Origin of the sequence: Shewanella inventionis (assembly GCF_014641855.1) — a bacterium.
GTDB classification, from domain to species: Bacteria; Pseudomonadota; Gammaproteobacteria; order Enterobacterales; family Shewanellaceae; genus Shewanella; species Shewanella inventionis.
Window position 1 is genome coordinate 21,107 of the sequence record NZ_BMII01000035.1, and the last position, 18,806, is coordinate 39,912.

Here is an 18,806-nt window from a genome sequence, read left to right on the forward strand (position 1 = left end):
ACATAATAAAAAATCCCAACCAGAGTTGGGATTTTAGGCTTATTTATCTAAGGTGACAGTGTGAGGATTAAACCTTAGGCCCCGCCTGTTTAATGGCATCAGACACTTGATATTTGGCAAAGTTATCGTTGAACTCTTGCGCTAATTGTTGTGCATACTTGTCGTATTCTGCAGCATTTTTCCAAGTATTGATTGGGTTTAACAGCTTAGTGTCTACTCCAGCAACAGCAACAGGAACATTGAGGTTGAGCTTATCAATGTGTACTGTTTCAACATCTTTTAATTCACCACTGACAATGGCGTCAACAATCGCGCGTGTGGTTGGAATATCAAAGCGCTTACCGACACCGTGTGGGCCACCAGTCCAGCCGGTGTTAACCAAATACACCTGGCTGCCAAATGATTCGATGCGTTTCATTAGTAGTTCAGCGTATACCCCCGCAGGGCGCGGGAAAAATGGCGCGCCAAAACAGGTTGAAAAAGTTGACTGAATAGCAGACGTTGAGCCCATTTCTGTAGAGCCCACTTTGGCTGTATAGCCAGACAGGAAGTGATATGCCGCTTGCTCTTTACTTAAAATAGAGACGGGCGGTAACACACCTGAAACGTCACAAGTTAAAAATACCACTGCGTGAGGTTCTGCTCCGCGGTTTTCTACTTTACGTTGTGCAATATGCTCAAGTGGGTAAGCTGCACGGCTATTTTCGGTCAAGCTGGTGTCGTTGTAATTAGGGACTCGCTGCTCATCAAGTACTACGTTTTCGAGCACGGTACCAAAACGAATTGCATCCCAAATTACCGGTTCATTTTTTTGGCTTAGGTCGATACATTTTGCGTAACAACCGCCTTCGATATTGAATACCCCACCAGGTGCCCAGCCGTGTTCGTCATCACCAATTAATAAACGTTTCGGATCGGCTGAAAGGGTGGTTTTACCCGTACCTGAAAGACCAAAAAATAACGTTGTATCACCATTGTGCCCCACGTTTGCAGAGCAATGCATTGGTAATACGCCCTTCGCTGGGAGTAAAAAGTTTTGCACAGAGAACATGGATTTTTTCATTTCTCCTGCATACTTTAAACCAGCCAGTAAGACTTTACGTTCGGCAAAATTAAGGATTACAGCGGCTTCTGAATTAGTGCCATCACGCTCGGGGTCACACACAAAACCTGGGGCGTTGATAATTTGCCATGTGTCTTTGTTGTTGCGGTTAAAAATGGTCGGAATGATAAACAGGTTACGGGCAAAAATCTGATGCCATGCGTATTCAGTTGTAACTTTAATGGGAATGTAGTGGTCATCGTCTGCGCCGACTTCAAGCTCAGACATAAAAATCTCTTTATCAGCAAGATAGGCTTCTACGCGCCCCCATAATGCATCAAATTTACCAGCATCAAATGGGCGGTTAACTTTGCCCCATTCAATGTCAGCTTCGGTGCTTGGATCTTTTACAATAAAACGGTCATTTGGTGAACGACCTGTTCTATCTCCTGTTTTGGCCACTAATGCACCGTTAGCGGTGAGCTGACCTTCTCCACGAAGAAGCGCGATTTCTACAAGCTGTGCTGTCGTAGGGTTAAGGTGAACGCGGTGTGATAAATCCGCCATAGTGTTGATCTCCATGTCTTTTAGGTCGGGTGTCGTGTTTATCGTTATTATTGGTTTAGCGATTTAACTTAGCTCGGTATTATTATTGCGCGCAGGCTATTTGAGCTAATAAGGCGATTGTAACTGAAGTTGAGGCTTTGGTAACGAACAGTTTGGTAATTTTTTTGAAAGTTTTTAATGTTGGGTTTTGTTTTTATCAGGTTTTAGGCACAAAAAAAGCGCATAACGCGCTTTTTTTGTAATTGATTACGTAATTCTTTTCTTTACTGTTGCGCGTCACTGCTGTGACTGCCAGCGTATAAGGCTGCAATATCAATAGCGTCAAATGAGTAGATGTTTTTACAATATTCACAGCCCATATCTATTTTGCCGTCTTCCGCCAAAATCGCTTCAATTTCTGCCTGAGAGAGTGTCTTAATCGCAGCGCCACTGCGCTCACGCGAGCAGGTGCATTTAAACGTCACGTCTACAGGGTCAAATAAACGCACTTCTTCTTGGTGATAGAGACGATGTAACACATCGGGTGCATTTAATGTAAATAGCTCTTCTGCTTTAATGGTTGCTGTAAGCGTTGATAAGTGCTCAAAATCTTCATTTTGTCCCGATTTAGTGGGTAACACTTGCAACAACATCCCCGCAGCTTGTTTGCCATTAGCAAATAACTTGATTTGGGTTGGCAGCTGTTCAGACTGGTTAAAGTATTCTTCTAAGCATGCCGCTAGGTCGAGGTGATCTAATGATACAATCCCTTGATAACGCTCACCTTCGTCTGGTGTAAGGGTAATCACCATGTAGCCTTTACCAAACATTTGCTGCAAGCTAGCATCATCGGTAATGTTGCCATTCCAGCGTGATACGCCACGTAACACTTGTTCATTATTGCCGTTGATTACCGCGAGTGAGACGGGGCCGTCACCTTGTAATTGCACGCTGATATCACCGGTAAATTTAATTGTTGCGGTTAATAGTGACGTTGCTGCCATCAGTTCACCGAGTAAATTTTTTAAGGCGGTTGGGTATTCGTGAGCGGACAGCACTTCTTGATAGCAGCTTTCAAGTTGCACTATTTCACCACGGACATCGGCATTATCAAATAGATAGCGATGTAAAATATCGTTGTTCATTTATACTCTCTTAACTCTTTGTAAGCCGCTTAATATTCTTTAAAGCGCATAAGCTGCCGTCGTTGTTTTTTATCCGGTTTATGATCAGGTGCCGGATTATTCAAAATATTTAGCCGCCGCGCTTCAGCGTTTATGATGCGTTTGCTAATGCTTTCGGGGGTTTCTTCGTACAGGGTTTGAGCAATACTTGCGCCTTGTCGATGGCCAGATAACGACTTGATGATCACTTCTTTATCATCATTGCCTTGGCGTAAACGAATTTTTGCACCGACTTCTGCATTCTTACTGGATTTAGTCCGTTGGCCGTTGTAATGTACTTTACCGCCGTTAATCATGTCTTTTGCAATGGCTCGGGTTTTATAAAATCGCGCCGCCCATAACCATTTATCTAGCCGAATAATGCATTTTTCGGACGGAATTTGATTCAAATGGCCTCCAAAACAGGGATGATTTCACAGACTGAGTAATCTAACTGCCATACAATGTAATTATTATTACACTTTGATGGGGTTAAATTGGCCCTCATTTGTGCGCGCAAACATAGCATATTTGGTGCAGTTTCGCCAATCGATATGCGCTAGGGTTGTTGCTTTACCTTCTGTAGGTTAGCATGACTGCTAAGTTTACTTTTCAACAATTAGAACAGAGACCTGTACCAAGACGTATAGAGGGTCCAATAACATATGGATTTATTAGATAAACTGATCAACAAAGCCGCCACAGTGCCGCATAAGCCGTTAAGTGCTGCTGTATTTTGGTTTGGATTGGTCGTCGTGTTGTTTTTGGCAGCACAAATTACATGGAGGTTGATGCCTGTGTCATCGCAATCTGCGACTTGGCAACCATCCCCTGTTTCTGCGAACACTGCTAAGCGTATCGAGCTTGCTGGTGTACGTAATCTATTATTGTTTGGTCGTGTTGATGGTAATGCTAACAAACCTAAACCTGAGGTTGTTGAGCAAATTACCGATGCGCCTAAAACGAACTTATCTATTCAATTAACTGGTGTGGTAGCTTCTACTGCAGAGGAGCAAGGACTCGCGGTTATTGAGTCTAGCGGCCAACAAGAAACATACAGCCTCGGCGATAAAATTAAAGGCACTTCTGCATCATTAAAAGAGGTCTATGCCGACAGAATTATTATCACCAATGGTGGCCGTTATGAAACCTTGATGCTTGACGGGCTTAAATACACCACTCAAAGCCAAGCTAATGAGCAGTTACAACAGGCTAAAGTAGAGAAAAGTGTTAAGCGAGTTGATCAACGCGATAATGAACGTTTCTCACAAGAGCTGTCTAATTCTCGTGATGAGTTGTTAGCTGACCCCAATAAAATAACTGACTTTTTATCTATTTCACCTGTGCGCAATGGTGAAGAGCTTTCTGGCTACCGTTTAAACCCTGGTAAAGACGTTGCTTTGTTTAATCAGGCAGGCTTTCAGGCGAATGATTTAGCCAAATCAATTAATGGGTATGATCTGACTGAGATGGGTCAGGCTTTAGAAGTGATGGCGCAATTGCCTGAGCTCACCGAAATGGCTGTCATGGTAGAGCGTGAAGGGCAGTTGGTCGAAATCATGTTTAGTTTGCCAGAATAATTTGGCGTTAGAGGATTGAGTAAAATGAATAACAAAGGGATCCGACATAAGATTATTGCTGGAATGCTAGCGGGTGTTGCCATGATGGCGGCACCGATAGCTTGGTCGGAGCAATACGCTGCCAATTTTAAAGGCACAGACATTCAAGAGTTTATTAATATTGTTGGAAAAAACCTCAATAAAACCATCATTGTTGACCCAACGGTACGCGGTAAAATTAACGTACGTAGTTACGATTTATTGAATGATGAACAATATTACCAATTCTTTTTAAACGTATTGCAAGTTTACGGTTATGCCGTGGTTGAAATGGAAAACCAGGTCATCAAGGTCATTAAAGACAAAGATGCCAAAACATCTGCAATCCGTGTTGCCGACGATAACACCCCAGGTTTAGGCGATGAAATGGTGACTCGAGTGGTGCCACTTTATAACTCTGAAGCTAAACAGTTAGCGCCTTTATTACGTCAGTTAAACGACAACGCCGGTGGCGGGAACGTGGTTAACTATGACCAAGCCAATGTCTTAATGATTTCAGGCCGTGCCGCAGTTGTTAACAAACTGGTTGAAATTGTGCGTCGAGTAGACAAGCAAGGAGACACTGCAGTAGAGGTCGTGACATTAAACTATGCCTCAGCCGGTGAGATAGTTCGCATTGTTGACACCTTGTATCGTTCAAGTGCTAACCAGGCTCAATTACCAGGGCAGGCACCAAAAGTGGTTGCCGATGAGCGTATGAATGCGGTGGTAGTCAGTGGCGATGAGAAAAGCCGTGAGCGTGTTGTTGAACTTATCCAGCGTTTAGATGCAGAGCAAGCCAGCACAGGTAATACAAAGGTACGTTACCTGCGTTATGCAAAAGCTGAAGATCTGGTGGAAGTATTAACAGGCTTTGCACAAAACCTTCAAGAAAACAAAGACAGCAGCGCTGCGCAAGCTGGCGCCAGTTCCAGTAAACGCCGCAGCGACATTAATATCATGGCGCATCCAGATACTAACTCGTTAGTAATCAGTGCCGAACCCGATCAGTTAAGAACCATAGAAAGCGTCATTAATCAGCTTGATATTCGTAGAGCTCAAGTATTGGTTGAAGCCATTATCGTTGAAATTTCAGAAGGCGATAACGTTGGTTTTGGTGTGCAATGGGGTAGCACTTCTGGTGGCTTAACTCAGTTTAATAACATTGGTCCGTCGATCAGTGAAGTCGGCGCCGGCGTGCTAGCTGCGCAAGAGGAAGAAGGTACAACGGTTACTGTAACTAACTCAGACGGTGGCTCTACTACCACGACTAACCCAACCTCAGATGGTGACTACACCTTAATTGCCGAAGCATTAGGCAAGGTTAATGGTATGGCATGGGGCGTGACTACAGGTAACTTTGCGGCGTTAATTCAAGCGGTATCAAGTGATACCAATTCAAACATTCTTGCGACACCGTCAATTACCACGTTAGATAACCAAGAAGCTTCATTTATTGTGGGTGACGAGGTACCAATTCTAACGGGGTCAACGTCGAGTTCAAATAACGACAATCCATTTCAAACGGTTGAGCGTAAAGAAGTGGGTGTTAAGCTAAAAGTGGTTCCGCAAATTAACGAAGGCTCGTCGGTTAAGCTAACGATTGAGCAAGAAGTATCAGGTGTTAATGGTAACACAGGTGTCGATATCAGTTTCTCTACACGCCGATTAACAACTACAGTTATGGCCGATTCTGGTCAAATTGTCGTGCTAGGCGGATTAATTAGTGAAGACGTGCAGGAAAGTGTGCAAAAAGTGCCTATCTTGGGCGACATTCCGTATTTAGGCTGGTTATTTAAATCATCTTCAAGCAGTACAACCAAGAAAAACCTGATGATTTTCATTAAGCCAACCATTATCCGCGATGGCATGACAATGGAAGGTATTGCTGGGCGTAAATACAATTATTTCAGAGCTTTGCAGCTTGAACAACAAGGTCGTGGCATTAACCTTATGCCAAATACTGAAGTGCCTGTTTTAGAAGAGTGGAGCCAAGAAGCCTATTTGCCTGATGAAGTGAATGACATGCTTGACCACTATAAAAATCGTCAGCGTCTCGATACCGATTTGCGTGACTCTGATGCCGCTTTAAGCATCATTAATGAAAGCTTAGAGAAGGACAAGGCTCAAGACAATGAGTGATAGTACGATGACAGAGCCGTTAGCCCAAGTATCAAGTGACGTCGCTATGGAAGTCGTAGAAGGCGATGAGGTTTTTCACTCGAACAGCAAAGAGCGTCTGCCGTTTGCATTTTCACATCGTTTTCAATTGGTTTTGGCGAAGGAAAAAGAGCAACTTTGCCTGTTTTATACCGACAACACCCCGTTAAATGCAATGCTAGAAGTGAGGCGTTATGCGGGGGTTGATTTAGCCGTAATCAAGCTAGAAGCGGCAAAGTTTGAAGCTAAGTTAACGCAAGCGTATCAGGCTAATTCTTCTGAGGCGCAGCAGCTCATGGAGGATATTGGCAATGAAATGGATTTGTTTACGTTAGCCGAAGAGCTACCGCAAACAGAAGATTTGCTTGAAGGTGATGACGACGCCCCCATTATTAAGTTAATCAATGCGCTACTGTCTGAAGCGATTAAAGAAGAAGCCTCAGACATTCACGTCGAAACCTACGAAAAACAGCTTGTTGTGCGTTTTCGTATCGACGGCGTGTTAAAAGAAGTGTTAAAGCCAAACCGCAAATTGTCATCGTTACTGGTGTCGCGTATTAAGGTGATGGCGCGTTTAGACATTGCCGAAAAACGGTTACCACAAGATGGACGTATTTCTCTGCGTATAGCAGGCCGTGCAGTCGATGTGCGTGTGTCGACTATGCCATCGAGCCATGGTGAGCGAGTGGTAATGCGCTTACTCGATAAAAATACCGGCAACCTGGACTTAAAGCAGTTAGGTATGACTGACCATATTCGTGAGCAGTTTGACGAATTAATCCGTAAACCTCACGGCATTATTCTCGTGACCGGCCCTACCGGATCGGGTAAAAGTACTACCCTGTATGCCGGTCTGACTGAAATCAACTCAAAAGATACCAACATTTTAACGGTTGAAGATCCAATCGAGTACGAATTAGATGGCATTGGTCAAACTCAGGTTAATACCAAGGTTGATATGACATTTGCTCGTGGGTTACGGGCTATTTTGCGCCAAGACCCTGATGTAGTGATGATTGGTGAAATCCGTGATCTTGAAACTGCACAAATAGCCGTGCAAGCATCGTTAACGGGTCACTTAGTGATTTCAACGTTGCACACCAATACTGCATCCGGTGCCATTACCCGTTTACAAGATATGGGCGTAGAACCTTTCTTAGTGTCTTCCAGTTTGCTTGGTGTGTTGGCCCAACGACTTATTCGTACCTTGTGCCCTAGCTGTAAAGTGGCCCACGAACCAGATGAACGTGAGCGAGAATTATTAGGTATCACGGCTAACGATACACGTCATATTTACCGGGCTAAAGGCTGTAAAGCGTGTGGCAACAACGGTTATCGTGGCCGGACGGGTATTCACGAGTTATTAATTGTTGACGACAATGTGCGGGAGTTAATACACGGTGGCCGTGGCGAATTAGCGATTGAAAAATACGTACGTAAGTCGACGCCAAGTATTCGTCATGATGGTATGAGTAAAGTATTAGCGGGCGTGACAACATTAGAAGAAGTGTTACGCGTGACTCGCGAGGAATAATCAATGGCAGCGTTTGAGTACAAAGCCCTTGATAGCAAAGGCAAACAACAAAAAGGCGTCATTGAAGCCGACACGGCTAGACATGCTCGAAGCCAACTGCGTGAAAGACGCCTCATGCCACTTGAGCTTCAAGCTGTTAATGAAACAGAGGCCCGTGCGCAACGTAGTGGTTTTAGTCTAGCTAATCTGTTTAAAAAGCGCATTTCTGTGGCCGAGTTGGCATTAATTACGCGCCAAATTGCCACCCTAGTTGCTGCAGGTTTACCGATTGAAGAAGCGCTAAAAGCGGTTGGCCAGCAAGCTGAAAAAGCGCGTTTGGGCAATATGATTATGGCGGTGCGCTCTCGCGTCGTTGAAGGTTACAGCTTAGCCGATTCGATGGCAGAGTTTCCGCATGTGTTTGATGACTTATACCGGGCAATGGTTGCCTCGGGTGAAAAATCAGGCCATTTAGAAGTGGTACTCAATCGTCTTGCTGACTATACCGAGCGCCGCCAACAACTTAAGTCAAAACTCACTCAAGCAATGATTTACCCTATTGTGTTAACTGTGGTGGCCATTGGTGTTATTGCGGTTTTACTTGCCGCTGTAGTCCCAAAAGTGGTTGGACAGTTTGAGCATATGGGTCAAGAACTCCCAGGCACAACTCAATTTTTAATCTTGGCCTCTGATTTTGTTCAGCATTGGGGGGTAGTGGTGGTGTTGATTATATTTGGCGGACTGATTGTGTTTCAGCGACTACTGACCAATCCTAAAATGCGCATGAAATACGATACGGCATTACTTAACCTTCCTGTTATTGGTAAAGTTAGCAAAGGCTTAAACACCGCGCGATTTGCCCGTACATTGAGTATTTTATCTGCCAGTTCAGTACCGCTACTTGATGGAATGCGTATTGCGAGTGAAGTATTACAAAACGTCAAAGTGCGTGCCGCGGTTGATGATGCAACAGCTCGCGTGCGCGAGGGAACCAGTTTGGGGGCCGCGTTGACTAATACTAAGTTGTTCCCTGCGATGATGTTGTACATGATCGCGTCTGGTGAAAAGAGTGGTCAATTAGAAAATATGCTAGAACGTGCGGCAGATAATCAAGACCGGGAGTTTGAGTCTAACGTTAATATTGCACTGGGCGTGTTTGAACCCATGCTGGTGGTGAGTATGGCGTCGGTTGTATTATTTATCGTTATGGCTATTTTGCAGCCAATATTAGAATTAAATAACTTAATCAGTGGCTAAGTTTTCAGCAAAGCCGATTAGCTCAATGTTTTTGAGTCATTTTTAGAAGGAAGTCTTTAATGCAACAACACAGTAAACAACGCGGTTTCACCTTACTTGAAGTGATGGTGGTGATTGTTATTTTAGGTATTTTAGCGTCAATGGTTGTACCAAACTTAATGGGCAACAAAGACAAAGCGGATCAACAAAAAGCCGTTTCAGATATTGTGGCTCTCGAAAATGCCTTAGATATGTATAAATTAGACAACAGTATCTATCCAACAACAGAGCAAGGCTTAGATGCGTTAGTGCAAAAATCTACATCATCGCCAGAGCCGCGTAATTTTCGCGATGGTGGTTATGTTAAACGTTTACCACAAGACCCTTGGCGTAATGACTATTTTTTATTAAGCCCAGGTGAAAATGGCAAAATTGATATCTTCAGCGCGGGTCCAGACGGACAAGCTGGCACTGAAGACGACATAGGCAGCTGGAATTTACAAGACTTCCAATAATATGCATCGTCGTCATGCCGGATTTACCTTACTTGAGGTATTACTGGTCGCATTGTTAATGGGGCTAGTGGCTGCTGCAGTCACTATCTCTATGAACGTTGCTGGGCCAGAACAAGCGCTAAAAAAACAGGCGCAACGCTTTATGTCTGCGACAGAAATGGTGCTAGATGAAAGCGTGCTCAGTGGGCAATTTATTGGCATTGTGGTTGATGAAGACGAATATCAATTTGTGTTTTATAAAGAAGGCAAATGGATGCCCGTTGAGCAAGACCGTTTACTGGCAACTCAGCAAATGGCCCCAGGTATCGTGCTCGACGTGGTGATTGACGGCATGCCGTTGACACAAGAAGATGAACAAGACGAGTCGTGGTTTGACGAACCGTTTATCGATGAAGAAAGCGAAGAAGAAAAGAAAAAACACCCTGAACCGCAAATTTTATTGTTTCCAAGTGGTGAGATGACGCCATTTGAACTTAATTTTACAACGGTAAATGATGAGCTTAAACCCGTTAATGTATTGGTTGTTGGTGATGCACTGGGCCGGCTTACCTTAGGGCGCGTTGATGAATAAACCCAGTATTTTTTCATTGAATAAGCATGCGGGTATGACTTTACTCGAGGTGATTGTCGCCCTGGCTGTTTTTTCCATTGCGGCGGTGTCAGTGACCAAAAGCCTCAGTGAGCAAATGGCCAATATGCCTATTTTAGAAGAACGTACATTGGCACAGTGGGTTGCCAGTAATCAAATGGTTGATATTCGATTAACCAGTGATTTTCCCGATATTGGTAAAAAAGAAGGTCAAGTTGAGTTAGCGGGGCGAGAGTGGTACTGGCGACAAGAAGTAGTCAAAACCACAGACGACAAATTTAGAATGATTACAGTGAGTGTCAGCGACGACAACCGCTATCAACGAATTGTGGCTCAGGTAAGCAGTTATGTGCACAGCAAACTCTAAGCTTGCAGGGTTTACCTTACTTGAAATGCTAATCGCAATCGCGATTTTTGCCATGTTGGGTATTGCGGCTAACTCGGTATTATCTGCTGTAATGAAAAACGATGAAGTCACGCAGGATTTTGCGATACGGCTAAAGGCATTACAACAAGGTTTTGGCGCATTAGAGCGCGATTTAGGCCAAATGGTGGCTCGTACGCCTCGTTCATTTGAAGGTGATCGTGGTAAGCAGTTTTTTCAAGCGGGTGATAATATTCTCGATTCAGACACCCAGGCATTATTATTTTTTAGATTGGGTTGGTTAAATCCAGATGGCATGTTACCCAGAGGCAGTGTGCAATCGGTTGCTTATGTAGTACAAAGCGGACGACTAGAACGTTGGTATTATCCCTATCCTGAGCCTGTGGTTGGTGCCGAGCCTTTAAAAAGCTTGGTGATTGAGGGCGTGTTGTCTATTGAGTATTCGTTTTTTATTGATGACAAATGGCAAACCAAAGCAGATGGAACCGTTATGCCGAAAGGGATAGCAATGGAAATTGACATTGAAGGCTTAGGTAAAATTCAACGACGGTTTTTACTGCCCAAAGGTGCGCCAGTTAGCGATTCAAAAGATTCAGAAGATTCAAAAGACTCAGAAGAGTCAGAGGAGTCAGAAGATTCAAAAGATTCAGAAGATGAGGATGCAAGTTAATGGGCGTCCACAAGCAGCGAGGTGTTGCGCTTATTGTCGTTATGTTGATTGTGGCATTGGTCGTGATTATTGCCACCAATATTACCAGTCGTAACCAGTTGTCTATGCGCCGAACACTTAATATGGCGCAATATGACCAAGCCTACTGGTATACCATGTCGGCTGAAGAGTTAGCGATGAAAGTGCTTAAACAAGACTTTGAAGATGCCGAAGGTACAGTGCATTTACAGCAATATTGGGCGTTAGCGAATGTGGTTTTTCCGGCTGAGTATGGCGAAATTGTCGGTAAAATTGAAGATATGCGAGCCTGTTTTAACGTTAATTCGGTGGGTGAGCCGTCAAGCGGCAGTGAAGACAATCAACCTAAAATGTCCTTGGCTGCAAGGCAATTTCAATCTTTGTTGATTAGCCTTGGCGTAGATGAATTCGGTGCAGAACAACTAACACATACGCTTAAAGATTACATCGATACAGATACTGTATCGAGTCCTTACGGCGCAGAGGATGCCGAGTACGAATCTCGCCTCGTACCGTATCGCGCGGCTAATACCTTAATGCAACATCGTAGTGAGCTTCGCTCAGTATTAGGGTTTAATCAAAATGTGTATCTAAATATTGTCGATTATGTGTGTGCAATACCCGGTAACAGCAGGCAACTATTAAATGTAAATACCGTGAAAGTTGAGCAAGCAGCCTTGCTTGCAGCAATGTTAGAAAATGAAGTGTCAGTTAGTGAGGCTGAAAGCATCATTAATGAACGCCCTGCAGATGGCTACGGTACCATTGAAGAGTTTTGGGAAAGTTCGTCTCTAAGCAGTATTAAAGCTGAGGCAGATCTTAAGTCGAGTTTTGTCGTCGACAGTGAGTATTTTTTATTACACGCAGGCGCAAAAGTCGACAATGCAATATTTAGAATGGATAGTGTACTTAAGCGCAATGGTAACAATTTAGAAGTGCTCACCCGTCAATATGGTGGCCAACAATAATAACAAGCTCAAAACGTTAATTAACGAATTGAGTGCGGTGGAGAATAACAGTGTCTGAACGGCTATTTATCCGATTAGGAAAAACATCAGAACACCCATGTTCATGGCTAGTCTGGTCAGAGCAAGAACAAGAAATTATTGCCTCAGGAGAGTTAGCTAATGCTGCAAGCCTGAGCAGCTTGGCTGAACGCGCCGGCAATCGACCTGTTGATGTACTTGTGCCCGCGGCCAGTATGACATTGACACAAATTGCCTTGCCTGAAAAAGGCCAGCGTCAGGCATTAAAAGCCTTGCCTTACATGCTCGAAGAAACCCTAGCGACAGATGTTGAGCAGATGCATTTTGTGGTTGGCCCGCGTGAAGGTGAGCAGCTTAATGTGGCTGCAGTTGCCCATGAGCAAATGCAAACCTGGCTAATGTGGTTACAAGAGGCTGGCTTAAAAGTTAAGCGCATAGTGCCAGACTGCTTGGCGTTACCATTAGAGCAATGTCGCTGGGCGGTGATGAGTTTTGGGGGCGAATACCTTATCCGTACATCTGAAGGGGGCGGTATCAGTTTGCCTAAAGCTTGGTCAACGTTTGCATTGCCACAACTCGTTAAACTTGCGACAACACGAAACAATAATGCTGAAATCAATGTGGCTAGCTACAGTGATGATATTGCCATCGAGGGTGTTCAACTAGAAAATAAGCCACTCGATTTGCCCATGATGGTGCTCGCCAGAGGGGTGCTAAACGCACCAATAGATTTACTCAGTGGCATTTATAAGCCTAAGCGTGAATACAGCAAGCATTTGGTTATATGGAAAAATGCCGCGATTGTTCTTGCGCTCGCAATTGTATTGGCATTAGTCAATAAAGGCTTGCTGATCCATCAGCTTAATAATGACACTGCGCAGCTACGTGCACAAAGCGAAGCGATTTTTAAACAAGCCGTTCCTGGCGTTAACCGTATTGTAAATATGCGCTCGCAAATGGACAGTGCTTTACGCAGTATGCAAGGTCAAGGTGGTGGCGCGGCGTTTTTTGAAATGCTTGAAGGGCTAAAGCCTGCATTTTCAAAGGTACCAGATTTAAAACCCAACAGCTTACGCTTTGAGAGTAATCGTAACGAGTTACGCATGCAGGTGACTGCGCAAAATTATGCGCAGATTGACCAGTTTAAAGAGATTGTTGCTAAAGATTATCAATTAGACGCTGGCGCAATGAACAGTACGGATGAAAACGTGACTAGTACATTGACCTTGAGGAGCAAATAGCATGAATAATTTGCGTATTTGGTGGCAAGGGCTCGCCCTCAGAGAGCAGCAGTTAGTTGGTTTTTGTGCCGCTGTTTTGTTGATTGGTGTTTTTTATTGGGGGATCTGGACACCCATTTCTAATGCCCAAATTGAAGCTGAGCGCAGTCATAATGCAGCCCAGCAAACCTTAAGTTATGTAAAGCAAACTGCCAATAAAATTGCGGGTTTAAAACAGGCTGGTGCACAGTCAAAGGTACGGGGAAGTTTAAGCTCGATAGCTAACCAAACCGCGGGTCAATATCAACTCGAAATCACGCGCATGCAGCCGCAAGGCGATAAGATACAGTTGTGGATGGATGATGTTCCCTTTGATGCGCTGTTGAGTTATTTGCACGATTTAGTCGAACAAAAAGGCTTAACACTCGACAGTGTCGATTTAGCCGAGTCTGATGTGGCTGGCTTTGTTAAAGTCAGACGTATTCAGCTATCACAGTAAGGAATTTTTGTGAGTTTATTTTTTAAAATACTAATTGGCGTGATCGTTTATTTGGTGTTTCTCATTGCTTATATTCCCGCTAATTGGTTAGTCGGCATAGCTCCTTTGCCTAACAATACGGTGATTAGCGGAGTAGAAGGAACGTTATGGCAAGGTAAGGCGGCATTAGTCAGTGTCGACGAGCGCCAAGTAGAACATATTTCGTGGCAATTAAATCCCTGGGGGTTGTTTATCGGCCAAGCCAATATTGATTTTAGCATTGGTAATCGCGCCACTGCTGTCAGTGGTAAAGGCAACGTAACCTGGTCGCTCGCGGGTGTAAGCGGTAACAATATTCGCCTTGACGTACCAGATAGCTTTTTACTTGCTGGGGCTAAATTACCTTTTAAAACCAAAATTACTGGTGATGTGAGTTTGATGGTAGAAGTGTTAGAGCAAGGTAAACCTTGGTGTGAGCAATTAAGCGGTAAGGTGTTTTTAAATAACACCGATGTTAATAATCAATTTGGCGCTTATCCGTTAGGTAATATTGCATTGGGGCTTAGCTGCCTAGACGGTCAATTGCAACTTGCAACTGATGAAACCCTAAATACCTTAGGGTTAACAGGTACCGCCGTGTTAGGTGAGGGGAACTTAGTAAAAGTGACCGCCAAAATAAAACCAACTGACGCACAACCGCAAGATTTACGTGACGCGTTGCACTTTTTAGGTCGCCAAGATAGCCAAGGATATTACCCTATTAACTACCAAGGTGTAGTGCCTGGACTATAGTGGCAAAGTAAAAATAAGCGCGTAGATAGCAATATCTACGCGCTTTTTGTTTGAGCAATTTAGAGCGAATGCAATAAGTCACTCACCGCAGGAAACTGCTTAAATACCGTGTGCGGTTTTTTACTGTCTGGGTTGCTTACACCTAATTGATAACCCACTCCCGCCCGCTTTGACGCAGCTAAAATCACTTCACTGTCATCAATAAACAAACACCTTTGTGGGGTTAAGTTAAATTTATCGAATGCGTAATGCCAAAACTCAGGGTGTTCTTTAGGGTAGCCGCTTTCGTGGCTCGACAATAGCTCGTCTAAACCCTCTGCTAAATTCGTGTGAGTGAGCTTTAATGCCAAACTATGAGGGTGAGCATTAGTAAATAAAATTCGACGTTTGCTTGCGCCCGCAAGTGCCTCTAAAAAAGGCATGCTGTCTTGACGGATTTTAATTTTATCAGCGGCAGTATGATGTAAGGCTAAAATATCTAACCCTAAATGCTGCTGCCAATAATCTAAGCAATACCAGTCTAATGTGCCCACCACATTGTGATAGGCTTGTGTGACCAAATCATTAGCATCGGCTAAACTTATTTGCCGTAATTGGCTTAATTGTTGTGGGACTAATTGCAACCAAAAGTGGTTGTCAAAGTGCAAATCGAGCAGGGTGCCGTCCATATCGAGTAGCACTGTGTCTATCTTATGCCAAGGAAACATGTAAATTCCGGTTGTAGAATATACCTAGAATAGTAAGATTGTAACTTGTCTATATTAATTCGTCACATGGGGCTGCAATGACACAACGGCATAAAAAGCCGGAAATCCTGCACACTGAAGTCGTTGCCAAAAGCCGACTGTTTCAAATTGAGCAGGTTCACCTAAAGTTTTCTAATGGCGTTGAACGTCAATATGAAAGAATGAAAGGCGGTAGTCGAGGGGCTGTAATGATAGTTCCTATTCACGAGGGTAATTTGTTACTTGCAAGTGAGTACGCCGCCGGTACTGATAATTATGAATTAGGTTTTCCTAAAGGGTTAATCGATCCTGGTGAAACCGCCGCCCAAGCCGCAAACCGTGAGCTACAAGAAGAAATTGGTTTTGGCAGCCATAAACTGACGCTGTTAAAAGAGTTGTCTCTTGCCCCGGGTTATTTCTCAAGCAAAATGCAAATCTTTGTTGCTGAACAGCTATTTCCTAGTCGATTAGAAGGTGATGAGCCTGAGCCAATAGATGTGATCCCATGGCCATTATCTGATTGGCAGCAGTTACTCGAAAACAATAATTTTTCAGAGTCACGCAGTGTCAGTGCGCTTTTTTTAACGCAACAATATTTAGCAACCACTGAGACAGCATAAAGCCTCTCAACCCTGGTTCGAGGGCACGCGATTTACGTGCCATAATAATTTAGGCAAACAACCGCGACACAAAAGGGGGTAGCATACTGTTAACCCCTTGTAAGGTCATCCTTATCGAGCAAAGCGATTGGAGTAGTAATGAAGCCAGAAGATGTCATTGATCAAGTTATCGGTATCGCCACAGAGGCCGGAGAAAAAATCCGCGACATATATTTAAATGGTTCTTTTAAGCGAGAGATAAAATCAGACAACACGCCCGTGACATCGGCTGATTTGGCTGCTCATAAAATTATATGTCAGCAACTTGCACAATTGACCCCAGACATTCCCATTTTAAGTGAAGAAGCTGCCGATATTCCATTGAGCGTGCGCGAAACATGGAAGCGTTATTGGCTCGTTGATCCATTAGATGGTACTGGAGAGTTTATTGCCGGCAGTGGCGACTTTTCGGTGATAATTGCCTTGGTAGAGCATAACCGTCCTATTATGGGCATTGTTTATGTGCCTATGACAAAAGTGTGTTACTACGCTATAGCTGGTCTTGGTGCATATAAACGTGATGGCAAAAACGAGTTAAGGATCACCAGTAAACAGCTAAAAAGCAATGAAACCGATCATATTCGTTTAGCGGTCAGTCGCCGCCAAGATCCGCAATCTGTGTTAAAGCTAATGAATAAGCCTAATCATTGCGAATTGGTGGTTATGGGTGGCGCAGCCTTAAAAAGTTGTTTAGTCGCAGAAGGTCGAGCAGACTGCTATGTGCGCTTAGGTCCTACAGGTGAGTGGGACACGGGCGCGGCACAAATTATTATTGAAGAAGCCGGCGGGGCTTTGATTGATATCAATCTACAGCCAATGACTTACAACGAACGTGAGAGTCTTGAAAATCCAAACTTTATTGTCGTTGGCAGTGCCGATTTACCCTGGGATATTTTATTGACAACCTAATACCATATCAGCACAAGAATGTGGTCATTCTTACTGGCTAACTTCGCTTATAACGTCGTTAGAAATGTTGAAGGCAGAACAACTAGCTCGCTGTAATTTTTGCCTTATCCTAAGCGAGTTTTTCTACGCAATCTCTGATCACTTATTTATCCTGATAGGTATAAGCTGTTATTAAGGGATATATTTTTTAAGGCGTATTGCTTTTGTATTTCACTATCAATATTGTGTTTACATTGTTAACACTGTGTTATTTGAGAGCGAAATAAATGAAAAACAAAGGACTGTATTTAGCGTTGTCACCGATTATTTGGGTCATAGGTGCTATCGGTTTAGCGGGTTGTGGCGGCGGGAGCGACAGCGATGACTCATCTTCGAATGGTGGCGGCAGTTCTGATGGGCGCTTAACGGGCGATATTGTTTATTATGCAACGCAATGTGATGTTTCACAGCCTGCGGTCGGTGCAGACATTATTGTACATCGTAAAGACGGCAGTATTTTAAGCCAATCAAAAGTTCCATCTACAGGTAAGTTTGATATTGCCTGGCCATCTGATGCTTATCACTTCTCCTATGCGCAACAGATTAATGGCGAGTTATTCGTGTACAGTAAATTGAATGTAATTGCTGGTGATATTGGTATTGTGGGTGAACGCAATGCTAATATCGATTCTGCCTGCGTTTGCTCTGATTACGAATTTGACTTGAGTGATGTTAAAGCCAACTACAGTGGCTATGACGTTTATATTGATGGTAACAACAGTAGCACAAGTGCCAACGTATGTGAGCAAGACGGGACCTTACCGCCAGTTAACCTCGTGTTAACCCCTAGCTATGATGATGGTTTGACGCCTTATGCCGCACAAATTGATGTTAAGGATTACGCCAACAACAGCACCATATATGTCGATCCCTCTATTTTTGAAAACCAGGCTAATGAAGGTGTTGTACTGAATGCCGAATTAAGCAGTGGAAACGAAAATATCTACGATCCAAAATTTAGAACATTTTCTGAAACAGATTATGGTCGTGTCAATTGGATCCAATGGCCTATGTCTGCGCAGGTGTTTCCAGAGTTGTTTGCTAATAACTTTATTACCTATTCTAATTTTGAGTCATTAGGAGGTAATGATTATGGCCAAATATACTATTACACCAGTCGCCGTCATCGCGTCACAGCACCTAACGATACACAAGTTGTGCAGTTACAGCAAAACCAACAAAAAATGCTACAAAGCACTGATGCCATTTTAAACAGTTTTGCTGAAGATGATGCCAGTAACTATGATTTTACGGGGATTGGTACAGGTAAAACAATGCTACAGATAGACTTTGGCCAAAGCAGTGTTGCAAACTGGACAATTGAAGCACCGTTAAAAGGCACCTTTCCAGATTTAGACTTGCCATCAAACCTGCAAACCCCATTTGAGCAAATTACCCAGGCGAATTTATCGGTAATGATTTATGGTTACTTTAGCCACTCTTCGACCCAATATAATCAGTTCCGTGCAAAAGTAGCTGAAATACAACGTGCTGATTTGAAAACCCGATCAAGTTTTTACGATAACTATGTTATTGAGCAAATTTCAGTAGATATTTATTAAG

The 18,806-nt window shown here is 43.6% G+C and carries 19 protein-coding genes; 15 read left to right on the forward strand and 4 right to left on the reverse strand.

From position 1 onward, the window contains the following. Positions 1–67: 67 nt before the first annotated feature. The 3 genes from IEW93_RS17835 to hslR form a co-directional block, all read right to left on the reverse strand. Positions 68–1,624 (reverse strand): phosphoenolpyruvate carboxykinase, encoded by a 1,557-nt coding sequence (locus IEW93_RS17835; RefSeq protein WP_188740610.1) that lies wholly within the window; start codon positions 1,622–1,624, stop codon positions 68–70. Between the two features lie 248 nt (positions 1,625–1,872). Beyond that, entirely contained in the window at positions 1,873–2,733 is an 861-nt protein-coding gene (gene hslO, locus IEW93_RS17840; protein WP_188740611.1) for an Hsp33 family molecular chaperone HslO, read from the reverse strand. A gap of 29 nt (positions 2,734–2,762) precedes the next feature. Then, positions 2,763–3,152 (reverse strand): ribosome-associated heat shock protein Hsp15, encoded by a 390-nt coding sequence (hslR, locus tag IEW93_RS17845; RefSeq protein ID WP_373284942.1) that lies wholly within the window; start codon positions 3,150–3,152, stop codon positions 2,763–2,765. Positions 3,153–3,416: 264 nt separating this feature from the next. Between hslR and gspC the strand changes: the two genes are divergently transcribed. The 12 genes from gspC to IEW93_RS17905 are packed head-to-tail and all read left to right on the forward strand — an operon-like array spanning position 3,417 to position 14,911. Beyond that, positions 3,417–4,331, forward strand: coding sequence for a type II secretion system protein GspC (gene gspC / locus IEW93_RS17850; protein WP_188740613.1), 915 nt, complete (start codon positions 3,417–3,419; stop codon positions 4,329–4,331). 24 nt (positions 4,332–4,355) lie between these two features. Then, positions 4,356–6,491 carry a type II secretion system secretin GspD gene (gspD, locus tag IEW93_RS17855; protein WP_188740614.1) on the forward strand — a complete coding sequence of 712 codons (2,136 nt, stop codon included), beginning with the start codon at positions 4,356–4,358 and terminating at the stop codon, positions 6,489–6,491. Beyond that, entirely contained in the window at positions 6,484–8,043 is a 1,560-nt protein-coding gene (gene gspE / locus IEW93_RS17860; RefSeq protein WP_283104443.1) for a type II secretion system ATPase GspE, read from the forward strand. Before gspD ends, gspE begins: the two co-directional genes overlap by 8 nt. 3 nt (positions 8,044–8,046) lie before the next feature. After that, positions 8,047–9,279, forward strand: coding sequence for a type II secretion system inner membrane protein GspF (gene gspF, locus IEW93_RS17865; protein WP_188740615.1), 1,233 nt, complete (start codon positions 8,047–8,049; stop codon positions 9,277–9,279). Between the two features lie 59 nt (positions 9,280–9,338). Then, the gene (gspG, locus tag IEW93_RS17870) at positions 9,339–9,773 is read left to right on the forward strand and encodes a type II secretion system major pseudopilin GspG (protein WP_188740616.1); all 435 of its coding nucleotides are present in this window, start codon (positions 9,339–9,341) and stop codon (positions 9,771–9,773) included. 1 nt (position 9,774) lies between these two features. Then, on the forward strand, positions 9,775–10,344 hold the full coding sequence (gene gspH / locus IEW93_RS17875) for a type II secretion system minor pseudopilin GspH (protein ID WP_188740617.1): 570 nt from the start codon (positions 9,775–9,777) through the stop codon (positions 10,342–10,344). Continuing rightward, the gene (gene gspI, locus IEW93_RS17880; protein ID WP_223419144.1) at positions 10,337–10,729 is read left to right on the forward strand and encodes a type II secretion system minor pseudopilin GspI; all 393 of its coding nucleotides are present in this window, start codon (positions 10,337–10,339) and stop codon (positions 10,727–10,729) included. The genes gspH and gspI overlap by 8 nt, the downstream gene beginning before the upstream one ends. Then, complete coding sequence (gene gspJ / locus IEW93_RS17885; RefSeq protein ID WP_188740618.1) at positions 10,710–11,417, forward strand: type II secretion system minor pseudopilin GspJ; 708 nt, start codon at positions 10,710–10,712, stop codon at positions 11,415–11,417. The genes gspI and gspJ overlap by 20 nt, the downstream gene beginning before the upstream one ends. Further along, positions 11,417–12,403, forward strand: a complete 987-nt coding sequence (gspK, locus tag IEW93_RS17890; RefSeq protein WP_188740619.1) for a type II secretion system minor pseudopilin GspK — start codon at positions 11,417–11,419, stop codon at positions 12,401–12,403. Before gspJ ends, gspK begins: the two co-directional genes overlap by 1 nt. A 50-nt stretch (positions 12,404–12,453) precedes the next feature. Then, a complete protein-coding gene (gene gspL / locus IEW93_RS17895; protein ID WP_188740620.1) occupies positions 12,454–13,662 on the forward strand; it encodes a type II secretion system protein GspL in 1,209 nt (402 codons plus the stop codon). Between the two features lies 1 nt (position 13,663). Then, a complete protein-coding gene (locus IEW93_RS17900) occupies positions 13,664–14,140 on the forward strand; it encodes a type II secretion system protein M (protein ID WP_188740621.1) in 477 nt (158 codons plus the stop codon). Positions 14,141–14,149: 9 nt separating this feature from the next. Continuing rightward, a complete protein-coding gene (locus tag IEW93_RS17905) occupies positions 14,150–14,911 on the forward strand; it encodes a type II secretion system protein N (RefSeq protein ID WP_188740622.1) in 762 nt (253 codons plus the stop codon). Positions 14,912–14,970: 59 nt separating this feature from the next. Here IEW93_RS17905 and yrfG read toward each other — a convergent pair whose 3' ends face one another. Further along, positions 14,971–15,618 carry a GMP/IMP nucleotidase gene (gene yrfG, locus IEW93_RS17910; RefSeq protein ID WP_188740623.1) on the reverse strand — a complete coding sequence of 216 codons (648 nt, stop codon included), beginning with the start codon at positions 15,616–15,618 and terminating at the stop codon, positions 14,971–14,973. A gap of 77 nt (positions 15,619–15,695) precedes the next feature. Between yrfG and nudE the strand changes: the two genes are divergently transcribed. From nudE to IEW93_RS17925, 3 genes are all read left to right on the forward strand, one after another. Continuing rightward, entirely contained in the window at positions 15,696–16,256 is a 561-nt protein-coding gene (gene nudE, locus IEW93_RS17915; protein WP_188740624.1) for an ADP compounds hydrolase NudE, read from the forward strand. A gap of 138 nt (positions 16,257–16,394) precedes the next feature. Beyond that, on the forward strand, positions 16,395–17,204 hold the full coding sequence (gene cysQ / locus IEW93_RS17920) for a 3'(2'),5'-bisphosphate nucleotidase CysQ (protein ID WP_188740625.1): 810 nt from the start codon (positions 16,395–16,397) through the stop codon (positions 17,202–17,204). A 266-nt stretch (positions 17,205–17,470) separates the two neighbouring features. After that, positions 17,471–18,805, forward strand: coding sequence for a hypothetical protein (locus tag IEW93_RS17925; RefSeq protein ID WP_188740626.1), 1,335 nt, complete (start codon positions 17,471–17,473; stop codon positions 18,803–18,805). Position 18,806: the final 1 nt, after the last annotated feature.

Excerpts from the sequence above, each read along its gene's own strand:
- IEW93_RS17835 (WP_188740610.1), bottom strand. The coding sequence starts at position 1,624 with ATGGAGATCAACACTATGGCGGATTTATCACACCGCGTTCACCTTAAC.
- gspG (WP_188740616.1), top strand. The coding sequence starts at position 9,339 with ATGCAACAACACAGTAAACAACGCGGTTTCACCTTACTTGAAGTGATG.
- gspJ (WP_188740618.1), top strand. The coding sequence starts at position 10,710 with ATGTGCACAGCAAACTCTAAGCTTGCAGGGTTTACCTTACTTGAAATG.
- gspC (WP_188740613.1), top strand. The coding sequence starts at position 3,417 with ATGGATTTATTAGATAAACTGATCAACAAAGCCGCCACAGTGCCGCAT.
- gspK (WP_188740619.1), top strand. The coding sequence starts at position 11,417 with ATGGGCGTCCACAAGCAGCGAGGTGTTGCGCTTATTGTCGTTATGTTG.
- gspF (WP_188740615.1), top strand. The coding sequence starts at position 8,047 with ATGGCAGCGTTTGAGTACAAAGCCCTTGATAGCAAAGGCAAACAACAA.
- gspI (WP_223419144.1), top strand. The coding sequence starts at position 10,337 with ATGAATAAACCCAGTATTTTTTCATTGAATAAGCATGCGGGTATGACT.
- IEW93_RS17925 (WP_188740626.1), top strand. The coding sequence starts at position 17,471 with ATGAAAAACAAAGGACTGTATTTAGCGTTGTCACCGATTATTTGGGTC.
- hslO (WP_188740611.1), bottom strand. The coding sequence starts at position 2,733 with ATGAACAACGATATTTTACATCGCTATCTATTTGATAATGCCGATGTC.
- yrfG (WP_188740623.1), bottom strand. The coding sequence starts at position 15,618 with ATGTTTCCTTGGCATAAGATAGACACAGTGCTACTCGATATGGACGGC.
- cysQ (WP_188740625.1), top strand. The coding sequence starts at position 16,395 with ATGAAGCCAGAAGATGTCATTGATCAAGTTATCGGTATCGCCACAGAG.
- gspE (WP_283104443.1), top strand. The coding sequence starts at position 6,484 with ATGAGTGATAGTACGATGACAGAGCCGTTAGCCCAAGTATCAAGTGAC.
- gspD (WP_188740614.1), top strand. The coding sequence starts at position 4,356 with ATGAATAACAAAGGGATCCGACATAAGATTATTGCTGGAATGCTAGCG.
- IEW93_RS17900 (WP_188740621.1), top strand. The coding sequence starts at position 13,664 with ATGAATAATTTGCGTATTTGGTGGCAAGGGCTCGCCCTCAGAGAGCAG.
- gspH (WP_188740617.1), top strand. The coding sequence starts at position 9,775 with ATGCATCGTCGTCATGCCGGATTTACCTTACTTGAGGTATTACTGGTC.
- nudE (WP_188740624.1), top strand. The coding sequence starts at position 15,696 with ATGACACAACGGCATAAAAAGCCGGAAATCCTGCACACTGAAGTCGTT.